Source organism: Microvirga thermotolerans, assembly GCF_009363855.1.
GTDB classification, from domain to species: Bacteria; Pseudomonadota; Alphaproteobacteria; order Rhizobiales; family Beijerinckiaceae; genus Microvirga; species Microvirga thermotolerans.
In genome coordinates this window covers 331,729-356,041 of sequence record NZ_CP045423.1, presented here as the reverse complement: position 1 = coordinate 356,041, position 24,313 = coordinate 331,729, and the positions used below count along the sequence as shown (strand labels likewise).

The 24,313-nt window shown below is 70.0% G+C and carries 25 protein-coding genes; 12 read left to right on the top strand and 13 right to left on the bottom strand.

Translation table 11 applies throughout. From position 1 onward, the window contains the following. Window positions 1–119: 119 nt before the first annotated feature. The 3 genes from rpsP to GDR74_RS01650 form a co-directional block, all read right to left on the bottom strand. Window positions 120–479 carry a 30S ribosomal protein S16 gene (gene rpsP, locus GDR74_RS01660; protein WP_152584675.1) on the bottom strand — a complete coding sequence of 120 codons (360 nt, stop codon included), beginning with the start codon at window positions 477–479 and terminating at the stop codon, window positions 120–122. Between the two features lie 83 nt (window positions 480–562). Further along, complete coding sequence (gene ffh, locus GDR74_RS01655; RefSeq protein WP_152584674.1) at window positions 563–2,116, bottom strand: signal recognition particle protein; 1,554 nt, start codon at window positions 2,114–2,116, stop codon at window positions 563–565. A 2-nt stretch (window positions 2,117–2,118) separates the two neighbouring features. Next, on the bottom strand, window positions 2,119–2,334 hold the full coding sequence (locus tag GDR74_RS01650; protein ID WP_152584673.1) for an eL24 family ribosomal protein: 216 nt from the start codon (window positions 2,332–2,334) through the stop codon (window positions 2,119–2,121). A 555-nt stretch (window positions 2,335–2,889) separates the two neighbouring features. Here GDR74_RS01650 and GDR74_RS01645 point away from each other — a divergent pair. The 3 genes from GDR74_RS01645 to GDR74_RS01635 are packed head-to-tail and all read left to right on the top strand — an operon-like array spanning window position 2,890 to window position 4,373. Continuing rightward, window positions 2,890–3,630 (top strand): heme ABC transporter permease, encoded by a 741-nt coding sequence (locus tag GDR74_RS01645; RefSeq protein ID WP_152587619.1) that lies wholly within the window; start codon window positions 2,890–2,892, stop codon window positions 3,628–3,630. 13 nt (window positions 3,631–3,643) lie between these two features. Then, window positions 3,644–3,802 (top strand): heme exporter protein CcmD, encoded by a 159-nt coding sequence (gene ccmD / locus GDR74_RS01640; RefSeq protein WP_152584672.1) that lies wholly within the window; start codon window positions 3,644–3,646, stop codon window positions 3,800–3,802. Beyond that, window positions 3,795–4,373 (top strand): DsbE family thiol:disulfide interchange protein, encoded by a 579-nt coding sequence (locus tag GDR74_RS01635; RefSeq protein ID WP_152584671.1) that lies wholly within the window; start codon window positions 3,795–3,797, stop codon window positions 4,371–4,373. The genes ccmD and GDR74_RS01635 overlap by 8 nt, the downstream gene beginning before the upstream one ends. Here the strand turns inward: GDR74_RS01635 and GDR74_RS01630 are convergent. Then, window positions 4,339–4,827, bottom strand: a complete 489-nt coding sequence (locus GDR74_RS01630) for a YaiI/YqxD family protein (RefSeq protein ID WP_152584670.1) — start codon at window positions 4,825–4,827, stop codon at window positions 4,339–4,341. The genes GDR74_RS01635 and GDR74_RS01630 overlap by 35 nt on opposite strands. A gap of 123 nt (window positions 4,828–4,950) precedes the next feature. Here GDR74_RS01630 and GDR74_RS01625 point away from each other — a divergent pair, with 123 nt between their 5' ends. Beyond that, a complete protein-coding gene (locus GDR74_RS01625; RefSeq protein WP_152584669.1) occupies window positions 4,951–6,288 on the top strand; it encodes an adenylate/guanylate cyclase domain-containing protein in 1,338 nt (445 codons plus the stop codon). 32 nt (window positions 6,289–6,320) lie between these two features. On the opposite strand, the gene GDR74_RS01620 is transcribed toward GDR74_RS01625, so the two are convergent. After that, window positions 6,321–6,956: a septation protein A gene (locus GDR74_RS01620; RefSeq protein WP_152584668.1), complete on the bottom strand. Its 636-nt coding sequence runs from the start codon at window positions 6,954–6,956 to the stop codon at window positions 6,321–6,323. After that, window positions 6,953–8,248, bottom strand: a complete 1,296-nt coding sequence (ftsY, locus tag GDR74_RS01615; RefSeq protein WP_152584667.1) for a signal recognition particle-docking protein FtsY — start codon at window positions 8,246–8,248, stop codon at window positions 6,953–6,955. Before ftsY ends, GDR74_RS01620 begins: the two co-directional genes overlap by 4 nt. A 68-nt stretch (window positions 8,249–8,316) precedes the next feature. On the opposite strand from ftsY, the gene GDR74_RS01610 reads away from it, so the two are divergent. Next, window positions 8,317–9,099: an RluA family pseudouridine synthase gene (locus tag GDR74_RS01610; protein ID WP_152584666.1), complete on the top strand. Its 783-nt coding sequence runs from the start codon at window positions 8,317–8,319 to the stop codon at window positions 9,097–9,099. A 149-nt stretch (window positions 9,100–9,248) separates the two neighbouring features. On the opposite strand, the gene mtaB is transcribed toward GDR74_RS01610, so the two are convergent. Together mtaB and dapF are read right to left on the bottom strand one after the other, a co-directional pair. Further along, the gene (gene mtaB, locus GDR74_RS01605) at window positions 9,249–10,502 is read right to left on the bottom strand and encodes a tRNA (N(6)-L-threonylcarbamoyladenosine(37)-C(2))-methylthiotransferase MtaB (protein WP_152584665.1); all 1,254 of its coding nucleotides are present in this window, start codon (window positions 10,500–10,502) and stop codon (window positions 9,249–9,251) included. Continuing rightward, a complete protein-coding gene (gene dapF / locus GDR74_RS01600) occupies window positions 10,502–11,386 on the bottom strand; it encodes a diaminopimelate epimerase (protein WP_152584664.1) in 885 nt (294 codons plus the stop codon). Before dapF ends, mtaB begins: the two co-directional genes overlap by 1 nt. Window positions 11,387–11,558: 172 nt before the next feature. Here dapF and GDR74_RS18475 point away from each other — a divergent pair, with 172 nt between their 5' ends. After that, complete coding sequence (locus GDR74_RS18475) at window positions 11,559–12,317, top strand: GyrI-like domain-containing protein (RefSeq protein ID WP_152584663.1); 759 nt, start codon at window positions 11,559–11,561, stop codon at window positions 12,315–12,317. On the opposite strand, the gene GDR74_RS01590 is transcribed toward GDR74_RS18475, so the two are convergent. The 3 genes from GDR74_RS01590 to ccmA form a co-directional block, all read right to left on the bottom strand. Then, window positions 12,302–13,318, bottom strand: coding sequence for an MBL fold metallo-hydrolase (locus GDR74_RS01590; RefSeq protein ID WP_152584662.1), 1,017 nt, complete (start codon window positions 13,316–13,318; stop codon window positions 12,302–12,304). The genes GDR74_RS18475 and GDR74_RS01590 overlap by 16 nt on opposite strands. Window positions 13,319–13,448: 130 nt before the next feature. Continuing rightward, window positions 13,449–14,114 carry a heme exporter protein CcmB gene (gene ccmB / locus GDR74_RS01585; protein ID WP_152584661.1) on the bottom strand — a complete coding sequence of 222 codons (666 nt, stop codon included), beginning with the start codon at window positions 14,112–14,114 and terminating at the stop codon, window positions 13,449–13,451. Continuing rightward, window positions 14,111–14,752 (bottom strand): heme ABC exporter ATP-binding protein CcmA, encoded by a 642-nt coding sequence (gene ccmA / locus GDR74_RS01580; protein ID WP_152584660.1) that lies wholly within the window; start codon window positions 14,750–14,752, stop codon window positions 14,111–14,113. Before ccmA ends, ccmB begins: the two co-directional genes overlap by 4 nt. 286 nt (window positions 14,753–15,038) lie before the next feature. Here ccmA and acnA point away from each other — a divergent pair, with 286 nt between their 5' ends. From acnA to GDR74_RS01560, 4 genes are all read left to right on the top strand, one after another. Beyond that, the gene (gene acnA, locus GDR74_RS01575; protein WP_152584659.1) at window positions 15,039–17,747 is read left to right on the top strand and encodes an aconitate hydratase AcnA; all 2,709 of its coding nucleotides are present in this window, start codon (window positions 15,039–15,041) and stop codon (window positions 17,745–17,747) included. Between the two features lie 315 nt (window positions 17,748–18,062). After that, window positions 18,063–18,584 (top strand): GNAT family N-acetyltransferase, encoded by a 522-nt coding sequence (locus GDR74_RS01570; RefSeq protein WP_152584658.1) that lies wholly within the window; start codon window positions 18,063–18,065, stop codon window positions 18,582–18,584. A 143-nt stretch (window positions 18,585–18,727) separates the two neighbouring features. Then, a complete protein-coding gene (gene ppa, locus GDR74_RS01565) occupies window positions 18,728–19,261 on the top strand; it encodes an inorganic diphosphatase (RefSeq protein WP_152587618.1) in 534 nt (177 codons plus the stop codon). 119 nt (window positions 19,262–19,380) lie between these two features. Beyond that, the gene (locus GDR74_RS01560) at window positions 19,381–19,869 is read left to right on the top strand and encodes a DUF2165 family protein (RefSeq protein WP_152584657.1); all 489 of its coding nucleotides are present in this window, start codon (window positions 19,381–19,383) and stop codon (window positions 19,867–19,869) included. Between the two features lie 69 nt (window positions 19,870–19,938). Here the strand turns inward: GDR74_RS01560 and GDR74_RS01555 are convergent, their stop codons facing one another. Beyond that, window positions 19,939–21,414: an aldehyde dehydrogenase family protein gene (locus GDR74_RS01555; protein ID WP_152584656.1), complete on the bottom strand. Its 1,476-nt coding sequence runs from the start codon at window positions 21,412–21,414 to the stop codon at window positions 19,939–19,941. Between the two features lie 41 nt (window positions 21,415–21,455). After that, window positions 21,456–22,154 carry a GntR family transcriptional regulator gene (locus tag GDR74_RS01550; RefSeq protein ID WP_152584655.1) on the bottom strand — a complete coding sequence of 233 codons (699 nt, stop codon included), beginning with the start codon at window positions 22,152–22,154 and terminating at the stop codon, window positions 21,456–21,458. 126 nt (window positions 22,155–22,280) lie between these two features. On the opposite strand from GDR74_RS01550, the gene GDR74_RS01545 reads away from it, so the two are divergent. After that, window positions 22,281–23,210 carry a dihydrodipicolinate synthase family protein gene (locus tag GDR74_RS01545; protein WP_152584654.1) on the top strand — a complete coding sequence of 310 codons (930 nt, stop codon included), beginning with the start codon at window positions 22,281–22,283 and terminating at the stop codon, window positions 23,208–23,210. 75 nt (window positions 23,211–23,285) lie between these two features. Beyond that, window positions 23,286–24,308 carry a 4-hydroxyproline epimerase gene (locus tag GDR74_RS01540; protein WP_152584653.1) on the top strand — a complete coding sequence of 341 codons (1,023 nt, stop codon included), beginning with the start codon at window positions 23,286–23,288 and terminating at the stop codon, window positions 24,306–24,308. Window positions 24,309–24,313: the final 5 nt, after the last annotated feature.

The following is a 24,313-nucleotide window of genomic DNA, read 5'->3' as shown; positions in this document are numbered from 1 at the left end:
CCCACCCCTGCCCCTCCCCGACGCAAGCCGGGTGGTCCCGGTTTGCGTATCCCTTGACGGATCCTGGGGGAGGGAAGAGGCGGAGCGTTGTCGGGAACGCTCGCGCTTCGTCATGAGAGTTAAGCAGCCTCGCCTTCGCCGGCGGCGGCCGCAGCGGCCTTGGCCTCGGCGCGCTCCTGGGCCTTCTTGCCGGGAACGGCCTTCTGCGGGTTGTTGCGGGCCGGGCGCTTCATGAGGCCGGCGGCGTCGAGGAAGCGCAGGACGCGGTCGGTCGGCTGGGCGCCCTTGGCGAGCCAGGCCTGGATCTTCTCGGTCTCGAGCACCACGCGGGTGGCGTCGTCCTTCGGCTTCATCGGGTCGTAGGTGCCGACCTTCTCGATGAAGCGGCCGTCGCGCGGGGAGCGCGAGTCGGCGACGACGATGCGGTAGTAGGGGCGCTTCTTCGCGCCACCGCGGGTCAGACGGATCTTGAGGGACATGGTTTCTTCTCCTGTCAGTGTCCTTCGATCAACCTCTCCCGTCATTCCCGCCTTTCGCGGGAATGACGGCGAATTTCAAAACCTCACTTCTTCTTCCCGAACGGGAAGCCGCCGAGGCCCGGCAAGCCCGGGATCTTCGGCCCGCCGAGGCCGGGGAGCCCGGGCACGCCCTTCGGCATGGGCGACAGGCCGCCGCCGGTGCCGGGGAACTCGGGCAGCTTGCCGCCCATCTGCTTCTGCAGCGCCTCGATCTGCTCCGGCGTCGGCTGGGGCATTCCGCCCATGCCGCCGCCGAGGCCGAACATCTTGCCGAGCGCGCCCGCCATGCCCTTCGCCTTGCCGCCGCCCATCATCTTCATGACGTCGGCCATCTGGCGGTGCATCTTGAGGAGCTTGTTGACGTCCTCGACCTTGGTGCCCGAGCCCGCCGCGATGCGCTTCTTGCGGGAGGCCTTGAGGATGTCGGGGTTGCGCCGCTCGGCGGGGGTCATCGAGTCGATGATGGCGCGCTGGCGCTTGATCACCCTGTCGTCGAGGTTGGCGCTCTCGAGCTGGGACTTCATCTTGGCGACGCCGGGCAGCATGCCGAGCATGCCGGTGAGCCCGCCGATCTTCTCCATCTGGGCGAGCTGGTCGCGCAGGTCCTCCAGGTCGAACTTGCCCTTGCGCATCTTCTGCGCGAGGGCCATCGCCTTCTCCTGGTCGATGTTCTGGGCCGCCTTCTCGACGAGGGAGACGATGTCGCCCATGCCGAGGATGCGGTTGGCGACGCGGGAGGGGTGGAACTCCTCCAGGGCGTCCACCTTCTCGCCCGTGCCGACGAGCTTGATCGGCTTGCCGGTGACGGCGCGCATGGAGAGGGCCGCGCCGCCGCGGGCGTCGCCGTCCATGCGGGTGAGGACGATGCCGGTGACGCCGAGGCGCTCGTCGAAGGCGCGGGCGGTGTTCACCGCGTCCTGGCCGGTCAGCGCGTCGGCGACGAGGAGGACCTCGTGCGGGTTCGTGGCCGCCTTGACCTCGGCGGCCTCCATCATCAGGCCCTCGTCCACCGTGACGCGGCCGGCGGTGTCGAGCATGACCACGTCGTAGCCGCCGAGCCGGGCCGCCTCCATGGCGCGCCGGGCGATCTGCACCGCGGACTGACCGGCGACGATGGGCAGGGTGTCGACGCCCACCTGCCGGCCGAGCACGGCGAGCTGCTCCATGGCCGCCGGGCGGCGGGTGTCGAGGGAGGCGAGCAGCACCTTGCGCCTGTCGCGGTCCGTCAGGCGCTTGGCGATCTTGGCGGTGGTGGTCGTCTTGCCCGAGCCCTGGAGGCCGACCATGAGGATGCCGACCGGGGGCGCGGCGTTGAGGTCGATGACCTCGGCCTCGGCGCCCAGCATCTCCACGAGCTGGTCATGGACGATCTTGACCACCTGCTGGCCGGGGGAGACCGACTTGATGACCTCCGCCCCGACCGCGCGGGCGCGCACCTTGTCCGTGAAGGAGCGGACCACCTCGAGGGCGACGTCGGCCTCGAGCAGGGCGCGGCGCACCTCGCGCAGGGCCGCGTTCACATCCTCCTCCGTCAGCGCGCCGCGGCGCGTGAGGGCGTTGAGGATATGGGAGAGCTTGTCGGAAAGGCCTTCGAACATGGTCAATCGATCCCTTTGGCGATGAGGGGTACATCGCGCTTCGCGAGGGCCTTTTCAAAGTGGTCGATGGCCGCTGCGAACTTGTCGCGGCAGCCGGGATTGCAGAAGCCGACGACCGCGCCGCGATAAAGGGTCAGGGAATCCGCCGCGATGGGCTTTCCCGACCAGGGGCAGGTCTCGTTGACCGCATCCTCGATGCGCAGGTCGTCGCTCGACATCCGTTCCGTCCTCTCCCGCCGGAGCCGCAGGATGCGGCCCGGCGACATGGAGGAAGCCCAAAGAGAAACGCGCCCGAGGGCGCATCGCGCTGTCGGGCGTTGACCTCCAGCCTCTCGGGCTGGTCGGCGGCTCAAAGGGGCTCGCTCTCCAGATTTGCGGTCAGCACGTAAGGGTGAAACGCGGCAAAGTCAAGGAAAGGTGGCATCCCCGGGAAATCGGGCCAAGAGTTTCTCAAGAGATTGCGGACCCGGCCGCACCGCGATTCCGGGACGCATCGAAGGGCGGACCCGGAATCCCAATCCATGAACCCTGACGCTTCAGAACAAAGCGCAGCGAAAACCGCAACGCTTCAGCCCTGATGCCTGCGGCTATGGGTTTTCCCGCCTCGGCGGCCTTCGGGGCGTGCAAGCCCGACGGCAGCTTTCGCCTTCTTCGGGGGAGGCGGAGCGGAGCCGCCCCGGCAACGCGATCGTGACCGCGAAGGACGGTTTTCCTCGCCGGCTTGCGGCAATCCTCTCGTTGCAGGCGTTTGCGAAGGCCGCTACATCGTGCACATGATCCGCGACCTCGCCAACCCGTCCCGCTTCATGGCCTTCAGCGGCCGCCTGCTGCCCTGGCTCGCCGGGGCGGCGGCCCTGGTGCTGGCGGCCGGGCTCTACATGACCTGGTTCACGGCGCCCGCCGACTACCAGCAGGGCGAGACGGTGCGGATCATGTACCTGCACGTGCCGGCCGCCTGGCTGTCCCTGTTCTTCTACGTGACCATGGCCGCCTCGGCCCTGGGCACCCTGGTCTGGCGGCATCCCCTGGCGGACGTGTCGCAGAAGGCCGCCGCGCCCATCGGCGCCGCCTTCACCTTCATCTGCCTCGTCACCGGCTCGCTGTGGGGCAAGCCCATGTGGGGCACCTACTGGCAGTGGGACGCGCGGCTCACCTCGATGCTGGTGATGCTCCTGATCTATCTCGGCATCATGGCCCTGTGGCGCGCCATCGAGGATCCCGGCCGGGCCGCCCGGGCGGTGTCGATCCTCACCCTCGTGGGGGCGGTCAACGTGCCGATCGTGAAGTTCTCGGTCGACTGGTGGAACACCCTGCACCAGCCGGCCTCCGTGTTCCGCCTCGGCGGCCCGACCATCCACGCCTCCATGCTGATCCCCCTCCTGGTGATGGCTGCGGGCTTCACCCTGCTCGGGGTGACGCTGCACCTGTCCGGGATGCGCACCGAGATCCTGCGCCGCCGGGTGCGCACCCTCACCATCCTCGAGGCCGAGCGTCTCGATGCGCAGGCCGCCTGACCCGGTGCCGCCCATGTCGTCACACGCCGCCTTCATCGCCGCAGCCTACGGAATCACCGCCCTCGTGGTGGCGGGGCTGATCCTGCGCGCCGTTCTCGATCACCGCCTCCAGCGGCGGGCGCTCGCCGCGCTCGAGGCCCGCGGGGCGGGCCGGAGGTCGCGCCGTGGCTGAGACGAACGCGCCGCGCTCGCGGCTGATCTTCATCCTGCCGCTGGTCGTCTTCGCGGGCGTGGTGGGCGGAATGTTCGTTCCGAGCCTCATGTCCGGACGGGATCCCTCGCAGATTCCCTCCGCCCTCGTCGGCAGGCCCGCCCCGGCCTTCCGCCTCGCCCCCCTCGAAGGGCTGACGGCGGACGGCAGGCCGGTGCCCGGCCTCTCCACCGAGGACCTCAAGGGCCGGGTGACGGTGGTGAACGTCTGGGCCTCCTGGTGCGCCCCCTGCCGGCAGGAGCACCCGCTCCTCGTGGAGCTCGCCAAGGACCCGGGCATCCGGGTCGTGGGCATCAACCAGAAGGACAAGCCGGACAATGCCCGCCGCTTCCTCGGCACCCTGGGCAACCCGTTCGCGGCGGTCGGCGTCGATCCCAACGGCCGCGCCTCCATCGACTGGGGCGTCTACGGCGTGCCGGAGACCTTCATCGTCGGTCCCGACGGCATCGTCCGCCACAAGCATATCGGGCCGCTGACGCCGGAGAATCTGGCGGAGTTCAAGGAGAAGCTCCGCCAAATCCCGCGCGCTTGAGGCGGTTGACCGCCACGTCCAGCGCCGACAGGAAGGCGGAACGGTCCTTCGCCGAGAAGGGCTTCGGCCCGCCCGAGACGGCGCCCATGGCGCGCAGGTCCTCCATCAGGTTGCGGGTCGCGAGCGCCATGCCGACGGAGGCCTCCGTGAAGGGCTTGCCCGTGGGGCCGATCACGTCCGCGCCGGCCTTGACGCAGCGGTGGGCGAGGGGGATGTCGGCGGTGACGACGATCGTCCCCGGCCTCGCCCGCTCCGCGATCCAGTCGTCCGCCGCATCGAAGCCCGAACCCACGCTCACGCGCTCGATCAGCGGGCTTCTCGGCACCATGAGGAAGCCGTTGGCGACCACGAACACCTTCACCCGGTGCCGCTCGGCGACCCGGTAGACCTCGTCCTTGACGGGGCAGGCATCGGCATCCACATGGATCTCGATGGTGCCGGACCGCTCGGTCATGGCAAACTCCCTTCTTCCGTCGCAAGCCTGGCATCCTTGTGCCAGAATCGGCCGACATGGCCGGTTCCGCCGGACCGTTCCGGCGGGCCCGACCCGATCTAACCCGAACGGACGTCCCTGCCCATGAAAAGCCGCGTCTCGTCCGCATGGAGCTCGCTTCGCCGGCTGGGGACGCGGCGCTCCCTGAGCGACGCCACCGACCGGCTGATGCGGGAGGCCGACGCCGCCGCCCTGCGCCGGGCGGGATTCGCGCGGGTGGTCGTGGCCGGTCTGCTGCTCGCGACGGTGCTCGTCGCGACCCAGAACGTTCCGGCGAGCAGCCGGATCGTCGTTCACCAGGTCCGCGCCGCGGAGATGACCCTGACCCTCCTCGGCGCCGTCGGCTTCGCCAGCGCCTGGCTCGCCTCGCGCCGCATCGCGGTGGCGTGGCTGCCCGCCGTCACCGCGACCCTGGACGCCCTGCTGGTGTTCATGAACATCGGCTACAGCCACTGGGTCCTCGGCATTCCCGGGAGCTTCTTCTCGGTCTTTCCCGGCGTCTGGGTGATCCCGGTCACTATGGCGGCGAGCGCGATCCACTACAGCCCGCGCCTCCAGGCCTACGTGGCGGCGCTCTACGTCTCGGGGCTGGGCTTCCTCGTCCTCTCGGGCGCCTCCCTGTCCTTCGAGGAGCGGACGCGGGGGCTTTCCGAGTTCGCGGGCCAGGTCGGCTGGGAGGCCAACATGGCCCGCGTCGCCATGCTCCTGTCGGCGGGCCTGATCCTCGTCCTCGTGGCCGGCCAGGGCCGCGCCCTGCTGGAGCGGGCGGTGCGGGAGACGACCCTGAGGCTCAACCTCACCCGCTACCTGCCGCGGGAGCTGGCGCCGATCCTCTCCGAGCGGGCCTTCGCTTCCTTGAGGGCGGGCCGGCGCATTCCCGTCACGCTCCTCTTCGTCGACATGCGCGACTCCTCGGCCTACGGCGAGACGATGGACCCGGCGCGGCTCGCGGTGTTCATCTCCTCCTTCCGCCGCCGCGTCATGCGCGCCGCCGCCCGGCACGGCGGCGTCATCGACAAGTTCACGGGCGACGGGGCACTGATCCTGTTCGGGGTACCGGCGGCGTCGGCGGACGACGCCGCCCGCGCGCTCGCCTGCGGGCGCACCCTCTTCGCGCTCATCGACCGCTGGAACGCCAAGCGCGGCTTCGACCCGCCGGTGCGGATCGGGGTCGGCATCCATACGGGCGAGGTGTTCTGCGGCGTCGTCGGCGACGAGGACCGGCTCGAGTTCACCGTGCTCGGCGAGACCGTGAACACCGCCGCCCGCATCGAGCAGGCGACCAAGGCGGCCGATTGCCCGTTCCTCGTCTCCGCGCCGTGCGTCGCCGCCGCGGGCGAGGCCGACCGCTGGATCCCCGTCGAGAACCTGCCGCTCCCGGGCGTGACGCGCCCGATCCGGCTGATGAAGCCGGCGCCCTGATCCGTCTCTGCGAAGGCCTGGAGGCGAGGAGCTCAGGCCTCCTCGGCGCCCTCCTCCGTCCTCCGGCTCGCATCGTGGCGCAGCAGCAGCGGCGTCTGCGCGAGGGCGAAGAGGACGGTGAGGGGCATGATGCCGAAGACCTTGAAACCGACCCAGAAGTCCGTCGTCTGCGTGCGCCAGACGACCTCGTTGAGAATGGCGAGGGCGAAGAAGAACAGGGCCCAGCGGAAGGTGAGCTTGCGCCAGCCCTCCTCCGTCAGCTCGAACATGCTGTCGAGCACGATCTCCAGGAGCGGCTTGCGGAAGTAGAGCCCGCCGAGGAGCACCAGCCCGAACATGGCGTTCACGATGGTCGGCTTGAGCTTGATGAACATGTCGTTCTGGAGGAACAGCGTGAGCCCGCCGAAGACCACCACCACGACGCCGGAGACCACCGGCATGACCGGCAGCTTGCGGATCAGCGCGTAGCCGATGGCGAGCGCCACCACCGTCGCGGCGACGAACAGGCCGGTGGCCGCGTAGATGCGCTGGCTCTCCGCAAAGCCGAAGCGGTCGGCATAGGCGTTGGCGAGGAAGAACAGGACGAGCGGCCCGAGCTCGAGCGCCAGCTTGAGGAGCGGCGGCAGGCGCCTGGCGTCGGCCTTGGTCTCGAAGAGGGTCCCGGTCATGCGGCTTCGTCCAATCCGGCGATGGCGCGGGCGAAGTCCCGCGCCGCGAAGGGTTCCAGGTCCTCCACGCCCTCGCCGACGCCGATGAAATGCACCGGCAGGCCGAACCTGGCGGCGAGCGCCACCAGGATGCCGCCGCGGGCGGTGCCGTCGAGCTTGGTCATCACGAGGCCCGTGACGTCGGCGGCCTTGCGGAACAGCTCCACCTGGCTCACGGCGTTCTGGCCGACGGTGGCGTCGAGGACGAGCAGGGTCGCGTGCGGGGCGCTCGCGTCGAACTTGCGGATCACCCGCACGATCTTCTCGAGCTCGGCCATGAGGCCGGCCTTGTTCTGGAGGCGGCCCGCCGTGTCGATGAGCAGGACGTCGGTGCCGCTGGCCCGCGCCTCCTCGAGCGCGTCGTAGGCGAGGCCCGCCGCGTCCGCGCCCTGCTGGCGCGCCACGACGGGCGCGCCGACGCGCTCGCCCCAGACCTTCAGCTGCTCGATGGCGGCGGCGCGGAAGGTGTCGCCCGCCGCGAGCATGACCTTGAGCCCCTGCTGCCGGAACTTCTGGCTGAGCTTGCCGATGGTGGTGGTCTTGCCCGCGCCGTTGACCCCGACCATGAGGATCACGAAGGGCTTCCTCTCCCGGTCGATGACGAGGGGCCTCGCCACGGGCGCCAGGGTCTTCTCCACCTCTCCCGCCAGGATCGCCTTCACCTCCTGCGGCGAGATTTCCTTGTCGTAGCGGCCCGCCGAGATGGCCTCGGTGATGCGGAGCGCCGTCTCGACGCCGAGATCCGCCTGGACGAGGGCGTCCTCCAGCTCCTCCAGGGTGTCGGCGTCGAGCTTGCGCTTGGTGAACAGGCCGGTGACGCTCTCCGACAGGGACGAGGAGGTGCGGCGCATGCCCTCCGTCAGGCGCTGCCACCAGCTGAGCTTGGGGGCGGCCGGGGCCGCGGCGGCTTCCGGCGCCGGGGCGGTCTCGGGGGTGGGGGCGGTCTCCGGGGCCGGGCGCGGGACCGGCTCCCTGGGGCCTCCCCCTTCGGGTTCGCGGCCCTCCACGGGCTGAAGGTCGGCTCCGGCGACCTCGGGCGCGGCCTTGCCCTCGGGAGGGGTGTCCGGGGAGGCCTGCGTGACGGTGGAAGGCGCCGGCACGAGATCGTCGGCCGCATTCGCCGGGGGCGACGGCATGGCCTCGGGGACGCCGCCCGCCCGGGGCGTCTCCGGCGCGGCCGGGGCGGGCGCCTCGGCCTTGCGTCCGAACAGACGGGACAGGAATCCGGGCTTGTCGGGCTTCGTGTCGGCCATGGGTTTTCTCGTTCGCCTTTTCTCGTGGACGCTTGCCTTGACGCCCCGGTCTCGATAGCCGAGGCGTCATGAATGCGGAAGAGATAGTGTCGAAGATCCTGTATCGCGATGCCCTGATGCTCGTGATCGACAAGCCGGCCGGCCTTCCCGTCCATCCGGGGCCGAAGGGCGGCGAAACCCTGTTCCAGCATCTCGACGCCCTCCGCTTCGGCCTGCCGCGCCGCCCGGAGGCCGCGCACCGCCTCGACAAGGACACCTCCGGCTGCCTCGTGCTCGGCCGTCACCCGAAGGCCCTCGCGCGGCTGAACGAGCTCTTCCGGAAGAACGAGGTCGACAAGGTCTACTGGGCCGTGGTCGAGGGCGGGCCCGCGGCGGACGAGGGCGAGATCGACCTTCCGCTCGCGCCGAAGTCGCCCGACCGCGGCTGGTGGATGAAGGTGGACCCCAAGGGCCAGCCGTCATTGACGAAGTGGAAGGTTCTGGGGCGGCTGGAGGTGGAGACGGGCTCCGCCGACATCCCCACCCCTTGCCCGTCCCCGCAAGGGGGAGGGGGATCCCGGCGCCTCACCCTCCTCGAGCTGCGCCCCGTCACCGGCCGCACCCACCAGCTGCGCGTCCACTGCGCCGCCATGAACTTTCCGATCCTTGGCGATCCGATCTACGGCACCGCCCCGCGCTTCGGCGGGCCCGGCCTGCACCTCCATGCCCGCAGCGTGACGGTCCCGCTCTATCCGAAGAAGCCGCCGATCCATGTGGAAGCGCCGGTGCCGGAGCATATGCGGGAGCGGGTGAGGGCCTGCGGCGTCACGCCGGACGGCGCAGCCGCTTCAGGACGGCAAGAGGGCGTCTGAACCTTCAGCTTCATCCCCGTGAGGGGAATCTCCGAACCCTGGCGGAAAGGGGAGACCCGAGACGGTTGTGGGGATCCCGGCCTTCGCGGGGATGACGGAAGCGGAGCGGTTCGGCCTCGCTTCAGGCAGTCTCGGCAGGGCACATCGCCTCACGCCGCCAGCAATTCCTTCCCGTCGTGCCCCGCGATGGTGACGGGCACGATCTCGCCCGGCGTCACCTCGCCCGCGAAACGCACGAGGGCGAAGCCTTCCGTGCGGCCGAGCCGGTTGGTCTCGATCAGCACGTTCCGCCGGGCGCCGACCTCTCCCGTCAGATGCCGCAGCAGGGCGGCCTCGCCCTTCTCGCGGAGCCTGCGGGCGCGGTCCTTCACCATGTCGCGGGCCACCTGCGGCATCCGCGCGGCCGGGGTGCCGGGGCGGGGGGAGAAGGGGAAGACGTGGAGGTGGGTGAGGCCGCATTCGTCGACGATGTCGAGGGAGCGGGAGAACATCTCCTCGGTCTCGGTCGGAAAGCCCGCGATGATGTCGGCGCCGAAGACCATGTCCGGGCGAAGGCGCTTCACCCGCTCGCAGAAGGCGATGGCGTCGGCCCGCAGGTGGCGGCGCTTCATGCGCTTGAGGATCATGTCGTCGCCCGCCTGCAGCGAGAGGTGGAGATGCGGCATCAGCCGGCTCTCGTTCGCGATGGCGTCGAGGAGGTCGTCGTCCGCCTCCACGGAGTCGATGGAGGAGATGCGCAGCCGCTCCAGCTCCGGCACGTGGCGGAGCAGGTTTTTCACGAGGGTGCCGAGCTTCGGCTCGCCGGGCAGGTCCTTGCCGTAGCTCGTGATGTCGACGCCGGTCAGCACCACCTCGCGGGAGCCGTGCTCCACGAGGGTGCGCACCTGGTCCACCACCGCGCCCATGGGCACCGAGCGGGAATTGCCGCGGCCATAGGGAATGATGCAGAAGGTACAGCGGTGGTCGCAGCCGTTCTGCACCTGCACGAAGGCGCGGGTGCGTCCGCGCATGCCGTCGATGAGGTGCACGGCGGTTTCCTTCACCGCCATGATGTCGTCGACGAGAACCTTCTCGCTTTCGCCCACGCCGAAGTCGCGTAAGGCCCCCCAGGTCTCGGCCTTCATCTTCTCGTGGTTGCCGAGGACCTTCGCCACCTCCGGCATGGCGGCGAAGGTTCCGGGCTCCACCTGGGCGGCGCAGCCCGTCACCACGATGCGCGCGTCGGGCTTCTCGCGGGCGATCCTGCGGATCGTCTGCCGCGCCTGGCGCGTCGCCTCCGCCGTCACGGCGCAGGTGTTGACGATGATGACCTCGCCCAGTCCCGCCTCTTCCGCGTGGCGCTGCATGGCCTCCGACTCGTAGGTGTTGAGGCGGCAGCCGAAGGTGACGACCTCGACGCCCATCAGGCGGCCCCCGCGAAGAGGGCCGGGGAGAGGATGCCCTCGTGCTCCAGCTCCGTCTCGCCCGTCATGAGCACGTGGCCGTCGCTCTCGCGCCATTCGATCACGAGATCGCCGCCGGGCAGGGACACGGTGGCCTTGCGCCCCGTCAGGCCCTTGCGGGCGGCCGCCACGAGGGCGGCGCAGGCGGCGGAGCCGCAGGCGCGGGTGATGCCGGCCCCGCGCTCCCAGACCCGCAGGAGGATCCGGTCCGGCGCGAGCACCTGCGCCAGGGAAACGTTCGCCCGCTCCGGAAAGACCGGGTCGTGCTCGAGTTTCGGCCCGATGGCGGAAAGATCGTAGGCCGCCGCGTCCTCGACCCAGAAGACGGCGTGCGGGTTGCCCATGCTCACCGCCGAGGGGCGGGCGAGCTCCGGCGCATCCGGCAGGCGGGTCCGCAGCTCGACGGCAAGGGTGTCGGGGAAGGGCACCGCGAGCGGAATGTCCTGCCAGCCGAGCCGGGGCGGCCCCATGTCGACGGTGAACGCGGTCGGGGAGACCCGCTCCGTGGGGAGGAGGCCCGCCTTCGTCTCGAGCACGAGCCGGTCGGCGCCGGGGCGGCCCATGACCGGGTCGGCGGCCATCGCCCAGGCCACGCAGCGGGTGCCGTTGCCGCAGGCGCCCGATTCCGAGCCGTCCGTGTTGTAGATGCGCAGATACGCGTCGGTACCGGGGGTGGCGGGGTCGTGCAGCACCATGAGCTGGTCGAAGCGCGAGCGGGGATCCGCGGCAATGGCGCGCGCCTCCGCGGCGCCGACGCGCAGGGACGTGCTGCGCAGGTCGAGCACGACGATCTCGTTGCCGAGACCGTTCATCTTGAGGAAGCGGTGGTTCGCGAGGGCGCTCATGGCGGCTATATGGCCCAAAACGGCGAAAACCGCGAGGGGAAACCGCCGTGCCTGCGGCAACGGCGCCCCCGCCGGAGCGTCCCTCTCCCTGCGGCACGGCCTCGCGGCACCGCGGAAAGGCCTCTATGGTGCGCGAACAGGATTCCTCCGTGATTCGTTGGGTGGCACCCGCATGCGGCTTCGTCTTTCCCTCCTCTGCCTCCTCGCCTTCCTGAGCGCCGGGCCCGCCCTCGCCCAGACCCCGCCTGCCGCGGGCGCGGGAACGTCCCCCGCGGGCGAGGCGGGCCTCCCGCCTCCGCCCGCCCCGGCCCCGGTGGTCCTGCCGCCGCCCGGAGACAAGCCGGCGGCGCCGGCGACGCAGGCCGAAAGCCCGCCCCGGCCCGCGGCGCCCGCCCCGGCGCAGGCCGGTCCTGCCCCTGCCGCGACGGCCCGGCCGACGCTGATCCCGACGCCCGGCGATCCGACCGGGGTCGAGGAGGTGGTGCTGCCCGCCAAGCCGGTGGCCGTCGTGAGCGGCATCAGCAACTGGGAGGACGCCTTCGGGAACCTGAAGGGCGTGTTCCGCAGGATCGAGGACGCGCTCGCCAAGGCGGGCATCGCGCCCGCGGGCCGGCCGCTCACCGTCTTCGTCCAGACGGACGACAAGGGCTTCCGCTACGAGGCGATGATTCCCGTCGCCCAGGTGCCGGAGGGCAGGACCGAGCTCACGCCCGAGATCAGGTTCGGCAGGACGCCCGAGGGCAAGGCCATGCGCTTCGTGCACAAGGACGCCTACGACGAGATCGACGGCACCTACGAGACCATCACCGCCTATCTCGACGCCAAGGACATCGTGGCCAAGGACGCCTTCATCGAGGAATACGTGTCCGAGATGACGGAGGCCTCCGACACCACCCTCGAGGTCAACATCTACGTTCAGCCCAAGGAGTGAGGGGCCTCCCAGGCCTCTCCGGGCCGCAGCGGCCTGAACCGCTCCTCGGGGATGCCGGCCTCGGCCAGCGCCGCGGCGAGGGCCCGCGGCGGGTCCTCGATGCCCTCGTCGGTCAGGCGGAAGGTGCCCCAGTGGTGGCCGAGCGCCTGCTCCGCCTCCAGGATGCGGAACGCCCGCACCGCGTCCTCCGGGTTCATGTGCTGCGGCTTCATGAACCAGCGCGGCTCGTAGGCGCCGATGGGGAGGTTGGCGAGGCGCGGCGGCCCGAAGCGGGCGCGCACCTCGCGGAAGACGCCGCCGTCGCCGAAGCCCGTGTCGCCCACGTGATAGACGGTCCCCACGGGCGTGGTCAGCACGTAGGCGCACCACAGGGCCATGCGCCGGTCGCGCATGCCGCGGGCCGACCAGTGGCAGGCGGGCGTCAGGTGCGCCGCGACCCCGCGGCCGAGGTCGAGGGACTGGCCCCAGTCCCGGGTCTCGACCTCGATCTCCGGATGCCGGGCGCGGACGATGGCGTCGTTGCCGAGGGGCGCGAGCACGCGCGGCCGGTACGCCCGCCAGAGGCGGCCCAGGGCATCGAGGTCGAGATGGTCGTAGTGGTTGTGGGTGATCAGGACCGCGTCGACCGGCGGCAGGTCTTCGAAGGCGATGCCCGGCGGGTTGACCCGCTTCGGCCCGGCGAAGGGCACGGGGCTCGCCCGCTCCGAGAAGACCGGGTCCACCAGGATGTTGAGCCCCGCGGCCTGGATCAGGAACGAGGCATGGCCGATCAGGGCCGCCCTGAGGCCGTCCGTCCGGGCCGGGGGAAGGTCCCTGAACGGGCTCGGGTGGCGCTTCGGCCAGGGCGTCCCGCCGCCCTCCCGCCGCCAGCGCCACAGGTCCTTCAGGGACTTGTCCGGCGGCTGCGAGGGCGAGAAGAACCGCACCCCGTCGAAATGGTCCGAGACGGGACCGGCATAGTAGGGGTTGCGCACGGATCGGGGCGGCTTGCGGGGTATCATCGGCGCTCGCGGGGTGAGACGGAGCTTCCAAGCGTGGGGAGGCGACGGAATTTCCGCAAGAGGGATACCCGCCGTCGTTCCGGGGGCTGCCATCCTTGACGCGGGAAACGCCCTTCTCCCGAGCTCTCGCCTACTCCCCCGCGCGCAGGGCGGCCGCGGCGCCCAGGGTTCCGACCACGGCGGCGAAGAGGGAGAGCGCGACGAGGACGAGGAAGGGCGTCGCGAAGGGCACCGTGCCGCCCGTGGCCGCATTGGCGGCGGAGACGCCGAAGATCAGCGTCGGGATCATGAAGGGCAGGACCAGGATCGCCAGGATCAGCCCGCCGCGGCGGAGGGAGGCGGTGAGCGCGGCGCCGACGGCACCGACGAAGGTGAGCGCCGGCGTTCCGACGAGCAGGGTCGCCACCATGGCGAGCATGCCCTCGGGCGAGAGCGCCACCAGGAGCCCGAAGAAGGGCGCGGCGAGCGCCAGGGGCAGGCCCGTGACGAGCCAGTGGGCCGTCACCTTGGCGAGCACCACCGTCTCCAGGGAGGCGTGCGACAGGCGCAGGAGGTCGAGGGAGCCGTCCTCCTGGTCGGCCTGGAACAGGCGGTCGAGCCCGATGAGGGTGGCGAGCAGGGCCGCGATCCAGAGGATGGCCGGGCCGATCCGCGACAGGAGGTTGAGGTCCGGCCCGAGGGCGAAGGGGATCAGGGTGACGATGGACAGAAAGAAGACGAGGCCCATGAGCCCGGAGCCGCCGACGCGGGCGGCGAGCTTCAGGTCCCGGACCAGGAGGGCGCGAAAGGCGGTCATCGGAAGGCGTCCTCCGGCAGGGTTCCCTCGGTTCGGGGCCCGGCCCGCTCGATCCGGATCGCCTTCGCCCCGGCGAGGGCCAGGGGCTGGTGGGTGGTGGCGACGACCATGCCGCCCCCGGCCCGGTGCTCCTCGATGAGCCGGAGCAGGACCTCCTGGGAGGCGGCGTCCAGGGCGGCCGTCGGCTCGTCGAGGAGCCAGAACGGCCTGCGGGCCACGAGCAGGCGCGCTAGGGCCACCCGCCGCCGCTGGCCCGCGGAAAGGTAGGCGACAGGCAGGCCGGCCGCATGGGCGAGGCCCAGGGCGCCCAGGGCCTGCCGCGGGTCGAGATCCGGGTCGCCGAGGAAGGCGCGGGCGAAGGCGAGGTTCTCCTCCGCGGTCAGGGCCGCCTTCAGGGCGTCCCGGTGGCCCACGTGGTGCAGGCACTCCGGCAGGGTACGCTCGTCGGCCCCCGACAGGGTCACCGTGCCGCCCGCCGGGGCGAGGCGGCCGGCCAGGATGTCGAGCAGGGAGGACTTGCCCGCCCCGTTCCGCCCCAGGACCACCAGGGCCTCCCCCGGGCGGAGGGAGAAGGAGACGCCCTCGAAGATGCGCCGCCCGCCGCGGACGCAGGCCAGATTCTCGACGTGAAGATGCAAGCCGCCGCTCCTAGACCGCAGGCCCGGCGGAGGGCAGGCCGACGCCCCGCTGAACCCGTTTTACCCTGTTCGGCATCCCTGCCCTCGATCCACCCCGGAATGGTTCTAAACCGTGTAGCGGGGTCGTTGGAAATGATCTATATCACCCTCGGCTGCGCCGCGCGCCATGGCGTCCAATCCGCTTCGCGCGCTTTTCCCCTGTCCGGGCACCCCCGGAGCGGCGCGCGCTTATCGCGCTTTCGGCCGAACAACCCGTTCGTAACCCAAATGCACGCGAGGATTCGCCGTGACGCTCTCCAATAGCTTCAATGCCCGCCAGATCCTGAAGGTGGGCGACAAGTCCTACACCTACTATTCCCTGGCCGAAGCCGAGAAGAACGGTCTCAAGGGCATTTCGCAGCTGCCCTTCTCCATGAAGGTCCTCCTCGAGAACCTGCTCCGCTACGAGGACGGCCGCACCGTCACCAAGGCCGACATCGAGGCCGTGGCGGAGTGGCTCAACAACCGCGGCAAGGCGGAGAAGGAGATCGCCTACCGTCCCGCCCGCGTGCTGATGCAGGACTTCACCGGCGTTCCCGCCGTGGTCGACCTCGCCGCCATGCGCGACGCCATGAAGAACCTCGGCGGCGACCCGCGCAAGATCAACCCGCTCGTGCCCGTCGACCTCGTCATCGACCACTCGGTCATCGTCGACGAATTCGGCACCCCGCGTGCCTTCAGCCGCAACGTCGAGCTCGAATACCAGCGCAATGGCGAGCGCTACCGCTTCCTGAAGTGGGGCCAGAGCGCGTTCGAGAACTTCTCCGTGGTGCCTCCGGGCACCGGCATCTGCCACCAGGTGAACCTCGAGTTCCTGTCGCAGACCGTCTGGACCCGCAAGGACGTGACGGCGGGCGAGTTCGACGTCGCCTATCCGGACACCCTCGTCGGCACCGATTCCCACACCACCATGGTGAACGGCCTCGCCGTCCTCGGCTGGGGCGTCGGCGGCATCGAGGCGGAGGCCGCCATGCTCGGCCAGCCCATCTCCATGCTGATTCCCGAGGTGATCGGCTTCAGGCTCACCGGCAAGCTGCGCGAGGGCGTGACCGCCACCGACCTGGTGCTCACCGTCACCCAGATGCTGCGCAAGAAGGGCGTGGTCGGCAAGTTCGTGGAGTTCTTCGGCCCCGGCCTCAACGACATGACAGTGGCCGACCGCGCCACCATCGGCAACATGGCGCCCGAATACGGCGCGACCTGCGGCTTCTTCCCCATCGACCGGCGCACGATCGACTACCTGCGCACCACGAGCCGCACGGAGGAGCGCATCGCCCTCGTCGAGGCCTATGCCAAGGCCCAGGGCATGTGGCGCACCGCCGAGACGCCGGACCCGGTCTTCACCGACACCCTCGAGCTCGACCTCGCCGACGTGCAGCCCTCCCTCGCCGGACCGAAGCGGCCGCAGGACCGCGTGACCCTCGACAGCGCCAATGCCGAATTCCGCAACGCCATGGACAAGGAGTTCCGCAAGGCCGCCGAGATCGGCAAGCGCGTGAAGGTGGAGAACGCCAATTTCGACCTCGGCCACGGCGACGTGGTGATCGCGGCGATCACCTCCTGCACCAACACCTCGAACCCGAGCGTGATGATCGGCGCGGGGCTCCTCGCCCGCAACGCGGTGAAGAAGGGCCTGAAGTCCAAGCCGTGGGTGAAGACCTCCCTCGCCCCCGGATCGCAGATCGTCGAGGAGTACTTCAGGAAGGCCGGCCTGCAGGACGACCTGGACGCGCTCGGCTTCAACCTGGTCGGCTTCGGCTGCACCACCTGCATCGGCAACTCGGGCCCGCTGCCGGAGAACGTCTCGAAGGCGATCAACGACAACGACCTCATCGCCGTGTCGGTGCTCTCGGGCAACCGCAACTTCGAGGGCCGCGTGAACCCCGACGTGCGGGCGAACTACCTCGCCTCCCCGCCTCTCGTGGTGGCCTACGCGCTCGCCGGCACCATGCTGATCGACCTCACCAAGGATCCGCTCGGCATCGGTTCGGACGGGCAGCCGGTCTATCTGAAGGACATCTGGCCGTCCTCGGCGGAGGTGCAGGAATTCATCGACCGCACGATCACGAGCGAGCTGTTCAAGACCCGCTACGCGGACGTGTTCACGGGCGACGAGAACTGGAAGAAGGTCACGGTGGAGCCCGGCCTCACCTTCGAGTGGGACATCGGCTCGACCTACGTGCAGAACCCGCCCTACTTCGAGGGCATGACCAAGGAGCCGAAGCCCGTCACCGACATCGTGAACGCGCGCATCCTCGGGCTCTTCCTCGACTCCATCACCACCGACCACATCTCGCCGGCCGGCAACATCCGCGTGAACTCCCCCGCGGGCAAGTACCTGCAGGAGCACCAGGTCGCCGTCGCCGACTTCAACCAGTACGGCACGCGGCGCGGCAACCATGAGGTGATGATGCGCGGCACCTTCGCCAACATCCGCATCAAGAACCAGATGGTGAAGGACGAGGACGGCAACGTGGTGGAGGGCGGCTACACCATCCACCAGCCCTCCGGCGAGCGGATGTTCATCTACGACGCCGCCATGCGCTACCAAGCGGAGGGCGTGCCGCTCGTGGTCCTCGCGGGCAAGGAATACGGCACCGGCTCCTCCCGCGACTGGGCGGCCAAGGGCACGAACCTGCTCGGCGTGCGCGCCGTGATCGCCGAGAGCTTCGAGCGCATCCACCGCTCGAACCTGGTCGGCATGGGCGTGGTGCCCTTCGTGTTCGAGGGCGACACCTCCTGGCAGTCGCTGGGCCTGAAGGGCGACGAGACGGTGACGATCCGCGGCCTCGCGGGCGACCTCAAGCCGCGCCAGCGGATGGAGGCGGAGATCGCCTCCCCCGACGGCTCGGTGAAGAAGGTTCCGATCGTCTGCCGCATCGACACGCTCGACGAGCTGGAATACTTCCGCAACGGCGGCATCCTCCAGTACGTGCTGCGCCAGCTCGCGGCCTGAGGCCCGAACCGTCCCGGGATCCTCTTCGGCGGATCCCTCCGGAAACGAAGCGGCCCGCCCCGACCGGGGCGGGCTTTTCCATGGCCGCTTTCGGCCCGGTCTCCCGAATGGGAAGAACATGCCGGCAGGAAGCGCCCTCGGCGGCGGTCTCCGTCGGCGAGAGCCGCTCCTTGCGTCCTTTTGCCCAGCTCCGGCGCCGGCCGATCCCCTATAAAGCCAGGCTTCGACGCCCGGGGAGCGACGGACCGTTAACGGCTCGTTAACCCTGCCGGGCGGACACTCGAACGCGACGCTTCCTTATCCTCCGGCCCCGCCATGAGCGACCTTCTCGTCAGTATCCGTCATGCCAAGCCCAGCGACGCGCAGGCGCTGTCGGACGTCTTCGAGGCGGCCTGGCGCGAAGCGTACCGGGGGATCATCCCCGGCGTGGCGCTGGAGAGGATGCTGGCCCGGCGCAGCGCGCGCTGGTGGCGCTCCACCGTCACCCGCGGGCGGCCGCTGGTGGTGCTCGATATGGGCCAGGGCGCGGTCGGCTACATCTCCTACGGCCGCTGCCGGGACCGCTCGCTGCCGGCGGAGGGCGAGATCGACGAGTTCTACCTCCTCCCCGAATACCAGGGCGTCGGCCTGGGCCGCCGCCTGTTCCAGGCGGTGCGCAACGACCTGCGCGACCGGGGCATGGGCCGCGTCGCCGTGTGGGCGCTCGCCGACAACGAGCGGGCCTGCCGCTTCTACGAGGGCATGGGCGGGCGCCGGATCGCCAGAGTCGAGGAGCGGATCGGCGGCATTCCCCTCGCCAAGGTCGCCTTCCTCTTCCCCGAAGGCCGGGCGCATTGAGCCGGGGCTCCGGCGCTGCGATCCGAAGGATCGTGCGAGCCGACCCCTATAGAGCATTTTCGGGAAAACCGGTTTCCACTTTTCCCGAAAATGCTCTAGGAAGCGTGGCAACGAGACACCCCCCCTTTCCGGAGACATGCTTGATGCGCCTGGATGCGATTCCGATTGGAAAGAACCCGCCGGACGACGTGAACGTCATCATCGAAGTGCCGCTCGGCGGCGAGCCGATCAAGTACGAGATGGACAAGGAGTCCGGCGCGCTCTTCGTGGACCGCTTCCTCTACACTGCCATGCGCTATCCGGGGAATTACGGCTTCATTCCCCACACCCTCTCCGGCGACGGCGACCCCTGCGACGTGCTGATCGCCAACACCCGCGCCGTGATCCCCGGCGCCGTGATGAACGTGCGGCCCGTGGGCGTGCTGGTGATGGAGGACAACGCGGGCGAGGACGAGAAGATCATCGCCGTGCCCTCCCACGCGCTGACCCAGCGCTACGACCGCGTCCAGACCTATACGGACCTGCCCGAGATCACCCTCAAGCAGATCGAGCACTTCTTCGAGCACTACAAGGACCTGGAACCCGGCAAGTGGGTGAAGATCATCCGCTGGGGCGACGCGGCGGAAGCGAAGCGCCTCATCAGCGAGGGGATCGAGCGGGGCCGCAAGAAGGGCTGACGCCCGCCCGACGGAATGGACGGCCGGGGTCTTCTCCGGCCGTTTTTATTGGCGGCCCCTTCCGGGGCGGCGGGAGCCGGACCGGCTTCGTGGGCCGCGGCCGCGCAGGGAACAGGAAAGTGATCGTCCGCCTCTCGAAAGCGATTCTCGTCGCGTCCATCGCGTTCTTCGCCACGCTCGTGGTCTTCGGCAACGTCACCGACTACGGGACGAACCTCGCCTTCGTGGACCACGTCCTCGACATGGACACCCTGTTCCCGGACACGACGATCCGCTACCGGGCGATCGCGAGCCCGGCCCTGCACCGCCTGGCCTATGCCCTCATCATCGCCGCCGAGGCGGCGACGGCGGTGCTGTGCTGGATCGGCGCGGCCCGGATGCTGGCCGCCCTGCGCCGCGACGCCGCCGCGTTCCGCGACGCCAAGGCCTTCGCCGTCGCCGGCCTCACGGTCGGCTTCCTCGTGTGGCAGGTCGGCTTCATGTCGATCGGCGGGGAATGGTTCGGCATGTGGATGTCGCAGCAGTGGAACGGCGTGCCCTCCGCCTTCCGCTTCGTCGCGACGATCCTGGGCGTGCTGATCTACGTGGTTCTGCCCGACGGGGACTGAAGGTCCCGACGCGGCGCGCGACCGCCTTTCCGCCCGAGGCGAGCCGGGCGGAAAGGGCCGAAGGCAGCCTTACTCGCTGGCTCTGGTCTTGGGGGGCTCGGGCCTGTTTCCGTCGAAGGTGTAGGCGGTCTTGACGGTGGTGTAGAACTCCGCCGCGTAGCGGCCCTGCTCGCGCGGGCCGTAGCTCGAGCCCTTGCGGCCGCCGAACGGCACGTGATAGTCGATCCCCGCCGTCGGCAGGTTCACCATCACCATGCCCGCCTCGCTGTTGCGCTTGAAGTGCGAGGCGTGCTTCAGGCTCGTGGTGCAGATCCCCGCCGACAGGCCGAACGGCGTGTCGTTGGCCACCGCCAGCGCCTCCTCGTAGTCGCGCACCCGCGTCACCGTCGCCACCGGGCCGAAGATCTCCTCCCGCGCGATGCGCATGGCATTGTCCACCTCCGTGAACAGCGCCGGCGCAAGATAGAAGCCGGGGGTCTCCCGGTTGAGCAGCTCGCCGCCGCAGGCGAGCCTCGCCCCCTCGTCCTGGCCGATGCGGATATAGGCGAGGTCCTGGTCGAGCTGGTTCCGGTCCACCACCGGGCCGATCTGCGTGCCGGCTTTCAGCGCATCGCCCACCACCAGCGCGCGCATGCGCTCCTTCATGGCGTCGACGAAGCGGTCGTGCACGCCCTCCGTCACGATCAGCCGCGAGGAGGCGGTGCAGCGCTGGCCGGTGGAGAAGAACGCGCCGTTGATCGCGCAGTCCACCGCCACGGCGAGATCCGCGTCGTCGAGCACCACCAGCGGGTTCTTGCCGCCCATCTCCAGCTGGATCTTCTTCATCGGATCGGCCGCGATGCAGGCCTGCGCCACCCGCCGCCCCGTCTGCACCGAGCCGGTGAAGGAGATGGCGGAGACCTTCGGGCTGGACAGCAGCGCCTCGCCCACCACCGAGCCGCGGCCCATGACGAGGTTGAACACCCCCGCCGGCAGCCCGGAGCGGGCGACGATCTCGGTCAGCGCATGGGCGGAGGCCGGCACCAGCTCGGCGGGCTTGAGCACCACCGTGTTGCCGTAGGCGAGCGCCGGGGCGATCTTCCAGGCGGGGATGGCGATGGGGAAGTTCCAGGGGGTGATCAGGCCGACCACGCCGACCGGCTCGCGGGTGATCTCCACGTCGACGCCCGGCCGCACGGAGGCGAGCCTGTCGCCGGCCATGCGCAGGGTCTCGCCGGCGAAGAAGAGGAAGATCTGGCCGGCGCGCACCACCTCGCCGACGCCCTCCGGCAGGGTCTTGCCCTCCTCGCGCGAGAGCAGGCGGCCGAGTTCGTCCTTGCGGGCGAGGATCTCATCGCCGATGCTCTTGAGAATGTCGTGCCGGGTCTGGATCGAGGAGCGCGACCAGGCGGGAAACGCCTCCCAGGCGGCGTCGATGGCCGCCTGCGCGTCCGCCGCATCGGCCCGGGCGAACTCCCCCACCACGTCGTTCGTGTTCGACGGGTTGATGTCCGGCGCGGCATGCGCGCCCTTCACCCAGCGTCCGCCGATGTAGTTTTCCTTCATTTCACAGCTCCCTCTCGTGTGGCGTTCGAACGGCCGACGGATCATGTCTTATGATGATCGGCGATGTACTGGCGAAGCGACTTTCCGGCATTCTCGATATGCGTCTTCAGCAGGGCGCCGGCCGCGGCGATCCTGCCTTCGCGGCACAGGCGCAGCAGTTCCGCGTGCTCGACCTCCGCCCGCTCCATCCCGCCGGTCAGGGACAGCTGGAGGCGGGTGTGCCGGTCGCATTCCTGCAGGAGGTTGAGGACGATGGCGAGAGTCCTGGGCTGCCCGGCGTGCCGGTACAGGAGGCGGTGGAACTCCGTGTTCAGCTCGCCCCAGCGGCTCACGTGCTTCGCGCGCAGCTCCGCGCTGTATTCCTGGAGGATGCCCTCGAGGCGCCCGTAGTCCTCCTCCGTCAGGCGGCGGGCCGAGGCCTTCAGCAGGCGCGGCTCCAGCAGGGCGCGCAGCGCGAAGAGCTCCTCGACCTCCTCCGTGGAGAGCTCCGACACGATGGCGCCCCGGTGGGGGTGGATCTTCACCAGCCCTTCCGCCTCGAGCTGCATGAGCGCCTCGCGCACGGGGATGCGGCTGACGCCGAACTCGGTCGCGAGGGCGTCCTGGCGCAGCTGGAACCCGGCCCTGAATTCGCCGTCGACGATCCTGCGGCGCAGCTCCTCCGCGACGGCGGAGGAGATGGTCCGGTGGCGCAGCGTCTTCCGGGCCGGGCTGGGTGGGGGCTTCGTTTCGACGGTCATCGGGCGGGTGTTCGGGAGGAGAAGGGCCGGCCATCATAGCAGCGCCGGCCGGGATTGGCTTGACACTGCCGATTTTATACAATCTACATTAACGGCATTCAACACCCGCCGCAGGAGCACCAGGGAATGGCGACGAGGATAGGTTGGGAAGGGGTCTTCCCCGCGGTCACCACACAGTTCAAGGCGAACTTCGACCTCGACATCGAGGCGACGGCCAAGGTCATGGACGGCCTGATCCGCGACGGCGTGTCCGGGCTCATCGTCTGCGGCACGGTGGGAGAGAACACCTCCCTGAGCCGGGCGGAGAAGGTGGCGGTCATGGAGGCGGCGAAGGACGTCGCCCGCGGCCGGGTGCCGGTCATCGCGGGCATCGCCGAGTTCACCACCGGCTTCGCCTGCGAGGTCGCCCGGGAGGCGCAGCGCGTGGGCCTCGACGGCATCATGGTGATGCCCGCCCTCGTCTACTCCTCGAAGCCGCACGAGACCGCGGCGCATTTCCGCGGCGTCGCGAAGGCGACGGACCTGCCGGTGATGGTCTACAACAACCCGCCGATCTACAAGAACGACGTGACCCCCGAGATCCTGGCCTCCCTCGCCGATTGCGAGACCGTCGTTTCCTTCAAGGATTCCTCGGGCGACACCCGCCGCTTCACGGACGTGCGGAACATGGTGGGCGACCGCTTCGTGCTGTTCGCCGGCCTCGACGACGTGGTGGTGGAGAGCGTGATGCTCGGCGCCGAGGGCTGGGTCTCCGGCATGTCCAACGCCTTCCCGCGCGAGGGCGAAACCCTGTTCCGCCTCGCCAAGGCCGGCCGCTACGCGGAGGCCCTGCCGCTCTACGAGTGGTTCATGCCCCTCCTCCACCTGGACGCCCGGCCGGATCTCGTTCAGTGCATCAAGCTCTGCGAGAAGATCATGGGCCGCGGCTCCGACGTCACCCGGCCGCCGCGCCTGCCGCTGAGCGCCGAGGAGCGCGCCGCCGTCGAGGCGATCATGGACAAGGCCCTGAGGACGCGCCCCCTCCTTCCCGAGGTCGGTCTCAAGCCGGCCGCCTGACGCGACGCCCTGCGGCGGGGAGAGGCCCCTCCCCGCCTTCTCCTTCAGACCGACACCTCCGGAGCGAGCGACCTCATGGCGCGGCACACCTTCTTCTGCATCGACGGCCATACCTGCGGAAACCCGGTCCGCGTGGTCACGGGCGGCAGCATTCCGACCCTCCAGGGCGAGACCATGTTCGACCGCCGCCAGCACTTCCTGGCCGAGCACGACTGGATCCGCACCGGGCTGATGTTCGAGCCGCGCGGCCACGACATGATGTCCGGCTCGATCCTCTACCCGCCGACGCGGCCGGACTGCGACGTGGGCATCCTCTTCATCGAGACCTCCGGCTGCCTGCCCATGTGCGGCCACGGCACCATCGGCACGGTCACCATCGCCCTCGAGAACGGGCTGATCCATCCCAAGGTCCCGGGCCTCCTGCGGCTCGACACGCCCGCCGGGCTCGTGGAGGCGCGCTACGCGCAGAACGGCCCCTTCGTCGACAGCGTGCGCATCACCAACGTGCCGTCCTTTCTCTACGGCACCGGCTACGAGGTCGAGGTGGACGGGCTCGGCACGCTGACCGTCGACGTGGCCTATGGCGGCAACTTCTACGCCATCGTGGAGCCTCAGGCGCTCTATCCGGACCTGGCGGACGTGAACCCCTCCGACATCCTGCGCTGGAGCCCGAAGCTGCGGGAGGCCTTCAACGCCCGCTACCGGATCGCGCATCCCGAGAACCCCGCCATCGACCGCCTCACGCACGTGATGTGGACCGGCAGGGCGCAGACGCCGGGCGGCACGGCGCGCAACGCGGTGTTCTACGGCGACAAGGCCATCGACCGCTCGCCCTGCGGCACCGGAACCTCCGCGCGCATGGCGCAGCTCGCGGCCCGCGGCGCGCTGAAGGAGGGCGACGCCTTCGTCCACGAGAGCATCATCGGCTCCACCTTCACCGGGCGGATCGAAGGCCGCGCCAAGGTCGGCGACAGGGACGCCATCGTCCCCTCCATCGAGGGCTGGGCGCGGGTGACCGGGTTCAACACCATCGTCATCGACGACCGCGACCCCTTCGCCCACGGCTTCCAGGTGGTCGACCGCGGATCGCCCGCCTGACGCCG

What these genes read in the sequence shown, in the direction of transcription:
- rpsP (WP_152584675.1), bottom strand. Translation starts at nt 479, where the DNA reads ATGTCCCTCAAGATCCGTCTGACCCGCGGTGGCGCGAAGAAGCGCCCC.
- ffh (WP_152584674.1), bottom strand. Translation starts at nt 2,116, where the DNA reads ATGTTCGAAGGCCTTTCCGACAAGCTCTCCCATATCCTCAACGCCCTC.
- GDR74_RS01650 (WP_152584673.1), bottom strand. Translation starts at nt 2,334, where the DNA reads ATGTCGAGCGACGACCTGCGCATCGAGGATGCGGTCAACGAGACCTGC.
- GDR74_RS01645 (WP_152587619.1), top strand. Translation starts at nt 2,890, where the DNA reads ATGATCCGCGACCTCGCCAACCCGTCCCGCTTCATGGCCTTCAGCGGC.
- ccmD (WP_152584672.1), top strand. Translation starts at nt 3,644, where the DNA reads ATGTCGTCACACGCCGCCTTCATCGCCGCAGCCTACGGAATCACCGCC.
- GDR74_RS01630 (WP_152584670.1), bottom strand. Translation starts at nt 4,827, where the DNA reads ATGACCGAGCGGTCCGGCACCATCGAGATCCATGTGGATGCCGATGCC.
- GDR74_RS01625 (WP_152584669.1), top strand. Translation starts at nt 4,951, where the DNA reads ATGAAAAGCCGCGTCTCGTCCGCATGGAGCTCGCTTCGCCGGCTGGGG.
- GDR74_RS01620 (WP_152584668.1), bottom strand. Translation starts at nt 6,956, where the DNA reads ATGACCGGGACCCTCTTCGAGACCAAGGCCGACGCCAGGCGCCTGCCG.
- ftsY (WP_152584667.1), bottom strand. Translation starts at nt 8,248, where the DNA reads ATGGCCGACACGAAGCCCGACAAGCCCGGATTCCTGTCCCGTCTGTTC.
- GDR74_RS01610 (WP_152584666.1), top strand. Translation starts at nt 8,317, where the DNA reads ATGAATGCGGAAGAGATAGTGTCGAAGATCCTGTATCGCGATGCCCTG.
- mtaB (WP_152584665.1), bottom strand. Translation starts at nt 10,502, where the DNA reads ATGGGCGTCGAGGTCGTCACCTTCGGCTGCCGCCTCAACACCTACGAG.
- dapF (WP_152584664.1), bottom strand. Translation starts at nt 11,386, where the DNA reads ATGAGCGCCCTCGCGAACCACCGCTTCCTCAAGATGAACGGTCTCGGC.
- GDR74_RS18475 (WP_152584663.1), top strand. Translation starts at nt 11,559, where the DNA reads ATGCGGCTTCGTCTTTCCCTCCTCTGCCTCCTCGCCTTCCTGAGCGCC.
- GDR74_RS01590 (WP_152584662.1), bottom strand. Translation starts at nt 13,318, where the DNA reads ATGATACCCCGCAAGCCGCCCCGATCCGTGCGCAACCCCTACTATGCC.
- ccmB (WP_152584661.1), bottom strand. Translation starts at nt 14,114, where the DNA reads ATGACCGCCTTTCGCGCCCTCCTGGTCCGGGACCTGAAGCTCGCCGCC.
- GDR74_RS01570 (WP_152584658.1), top strand. Translation starts at nt 18,063, where the DNA reads ATGAGCGACCTTCTCGTCAGTATCCGTCATGCCAAGCCCAGCGACGCG.
- ppa (WP_152587618.1), top strand. Translation starts at nt 18,728, where the DNA reads ATGCGCCTGGATGCGATTCCGATTGGAAAGAACCCGCCGGACGACGTG.
- GDR74_RS01555 (WP_152584656.1), bottom strand. Translation starts at nt 21,414, where the DNA reads ATGAAGGAAAACTACATCGGCGGACGCTGGGTGAAGGGCGCGCATGCC.
- GDR74_RS01550 (WP_152584655.1), bottom strand. Translation starts at nt 22,154, where the DNA reads ATGACCGTCGAAACGAAGCCCCCACCCAGCCCGGCCCGGAAGACGCTG.
- GDR74_RS01545 (WP_152584654.1), top strand. Translation starts at nt 22,281, where the DNA reads ATGGCGACGAGGATAGGTTGGGAAGGGGTCTTCCCCGCGGTCACCACA.
- GDR74_RS01540 (WP_152584653.1), top strand. Translation starts at nt 23,286, where the DNA reads ATGGCGCGGCACACCTTCTTCTGCATCGACGGCCATACCTGCGGAAAC.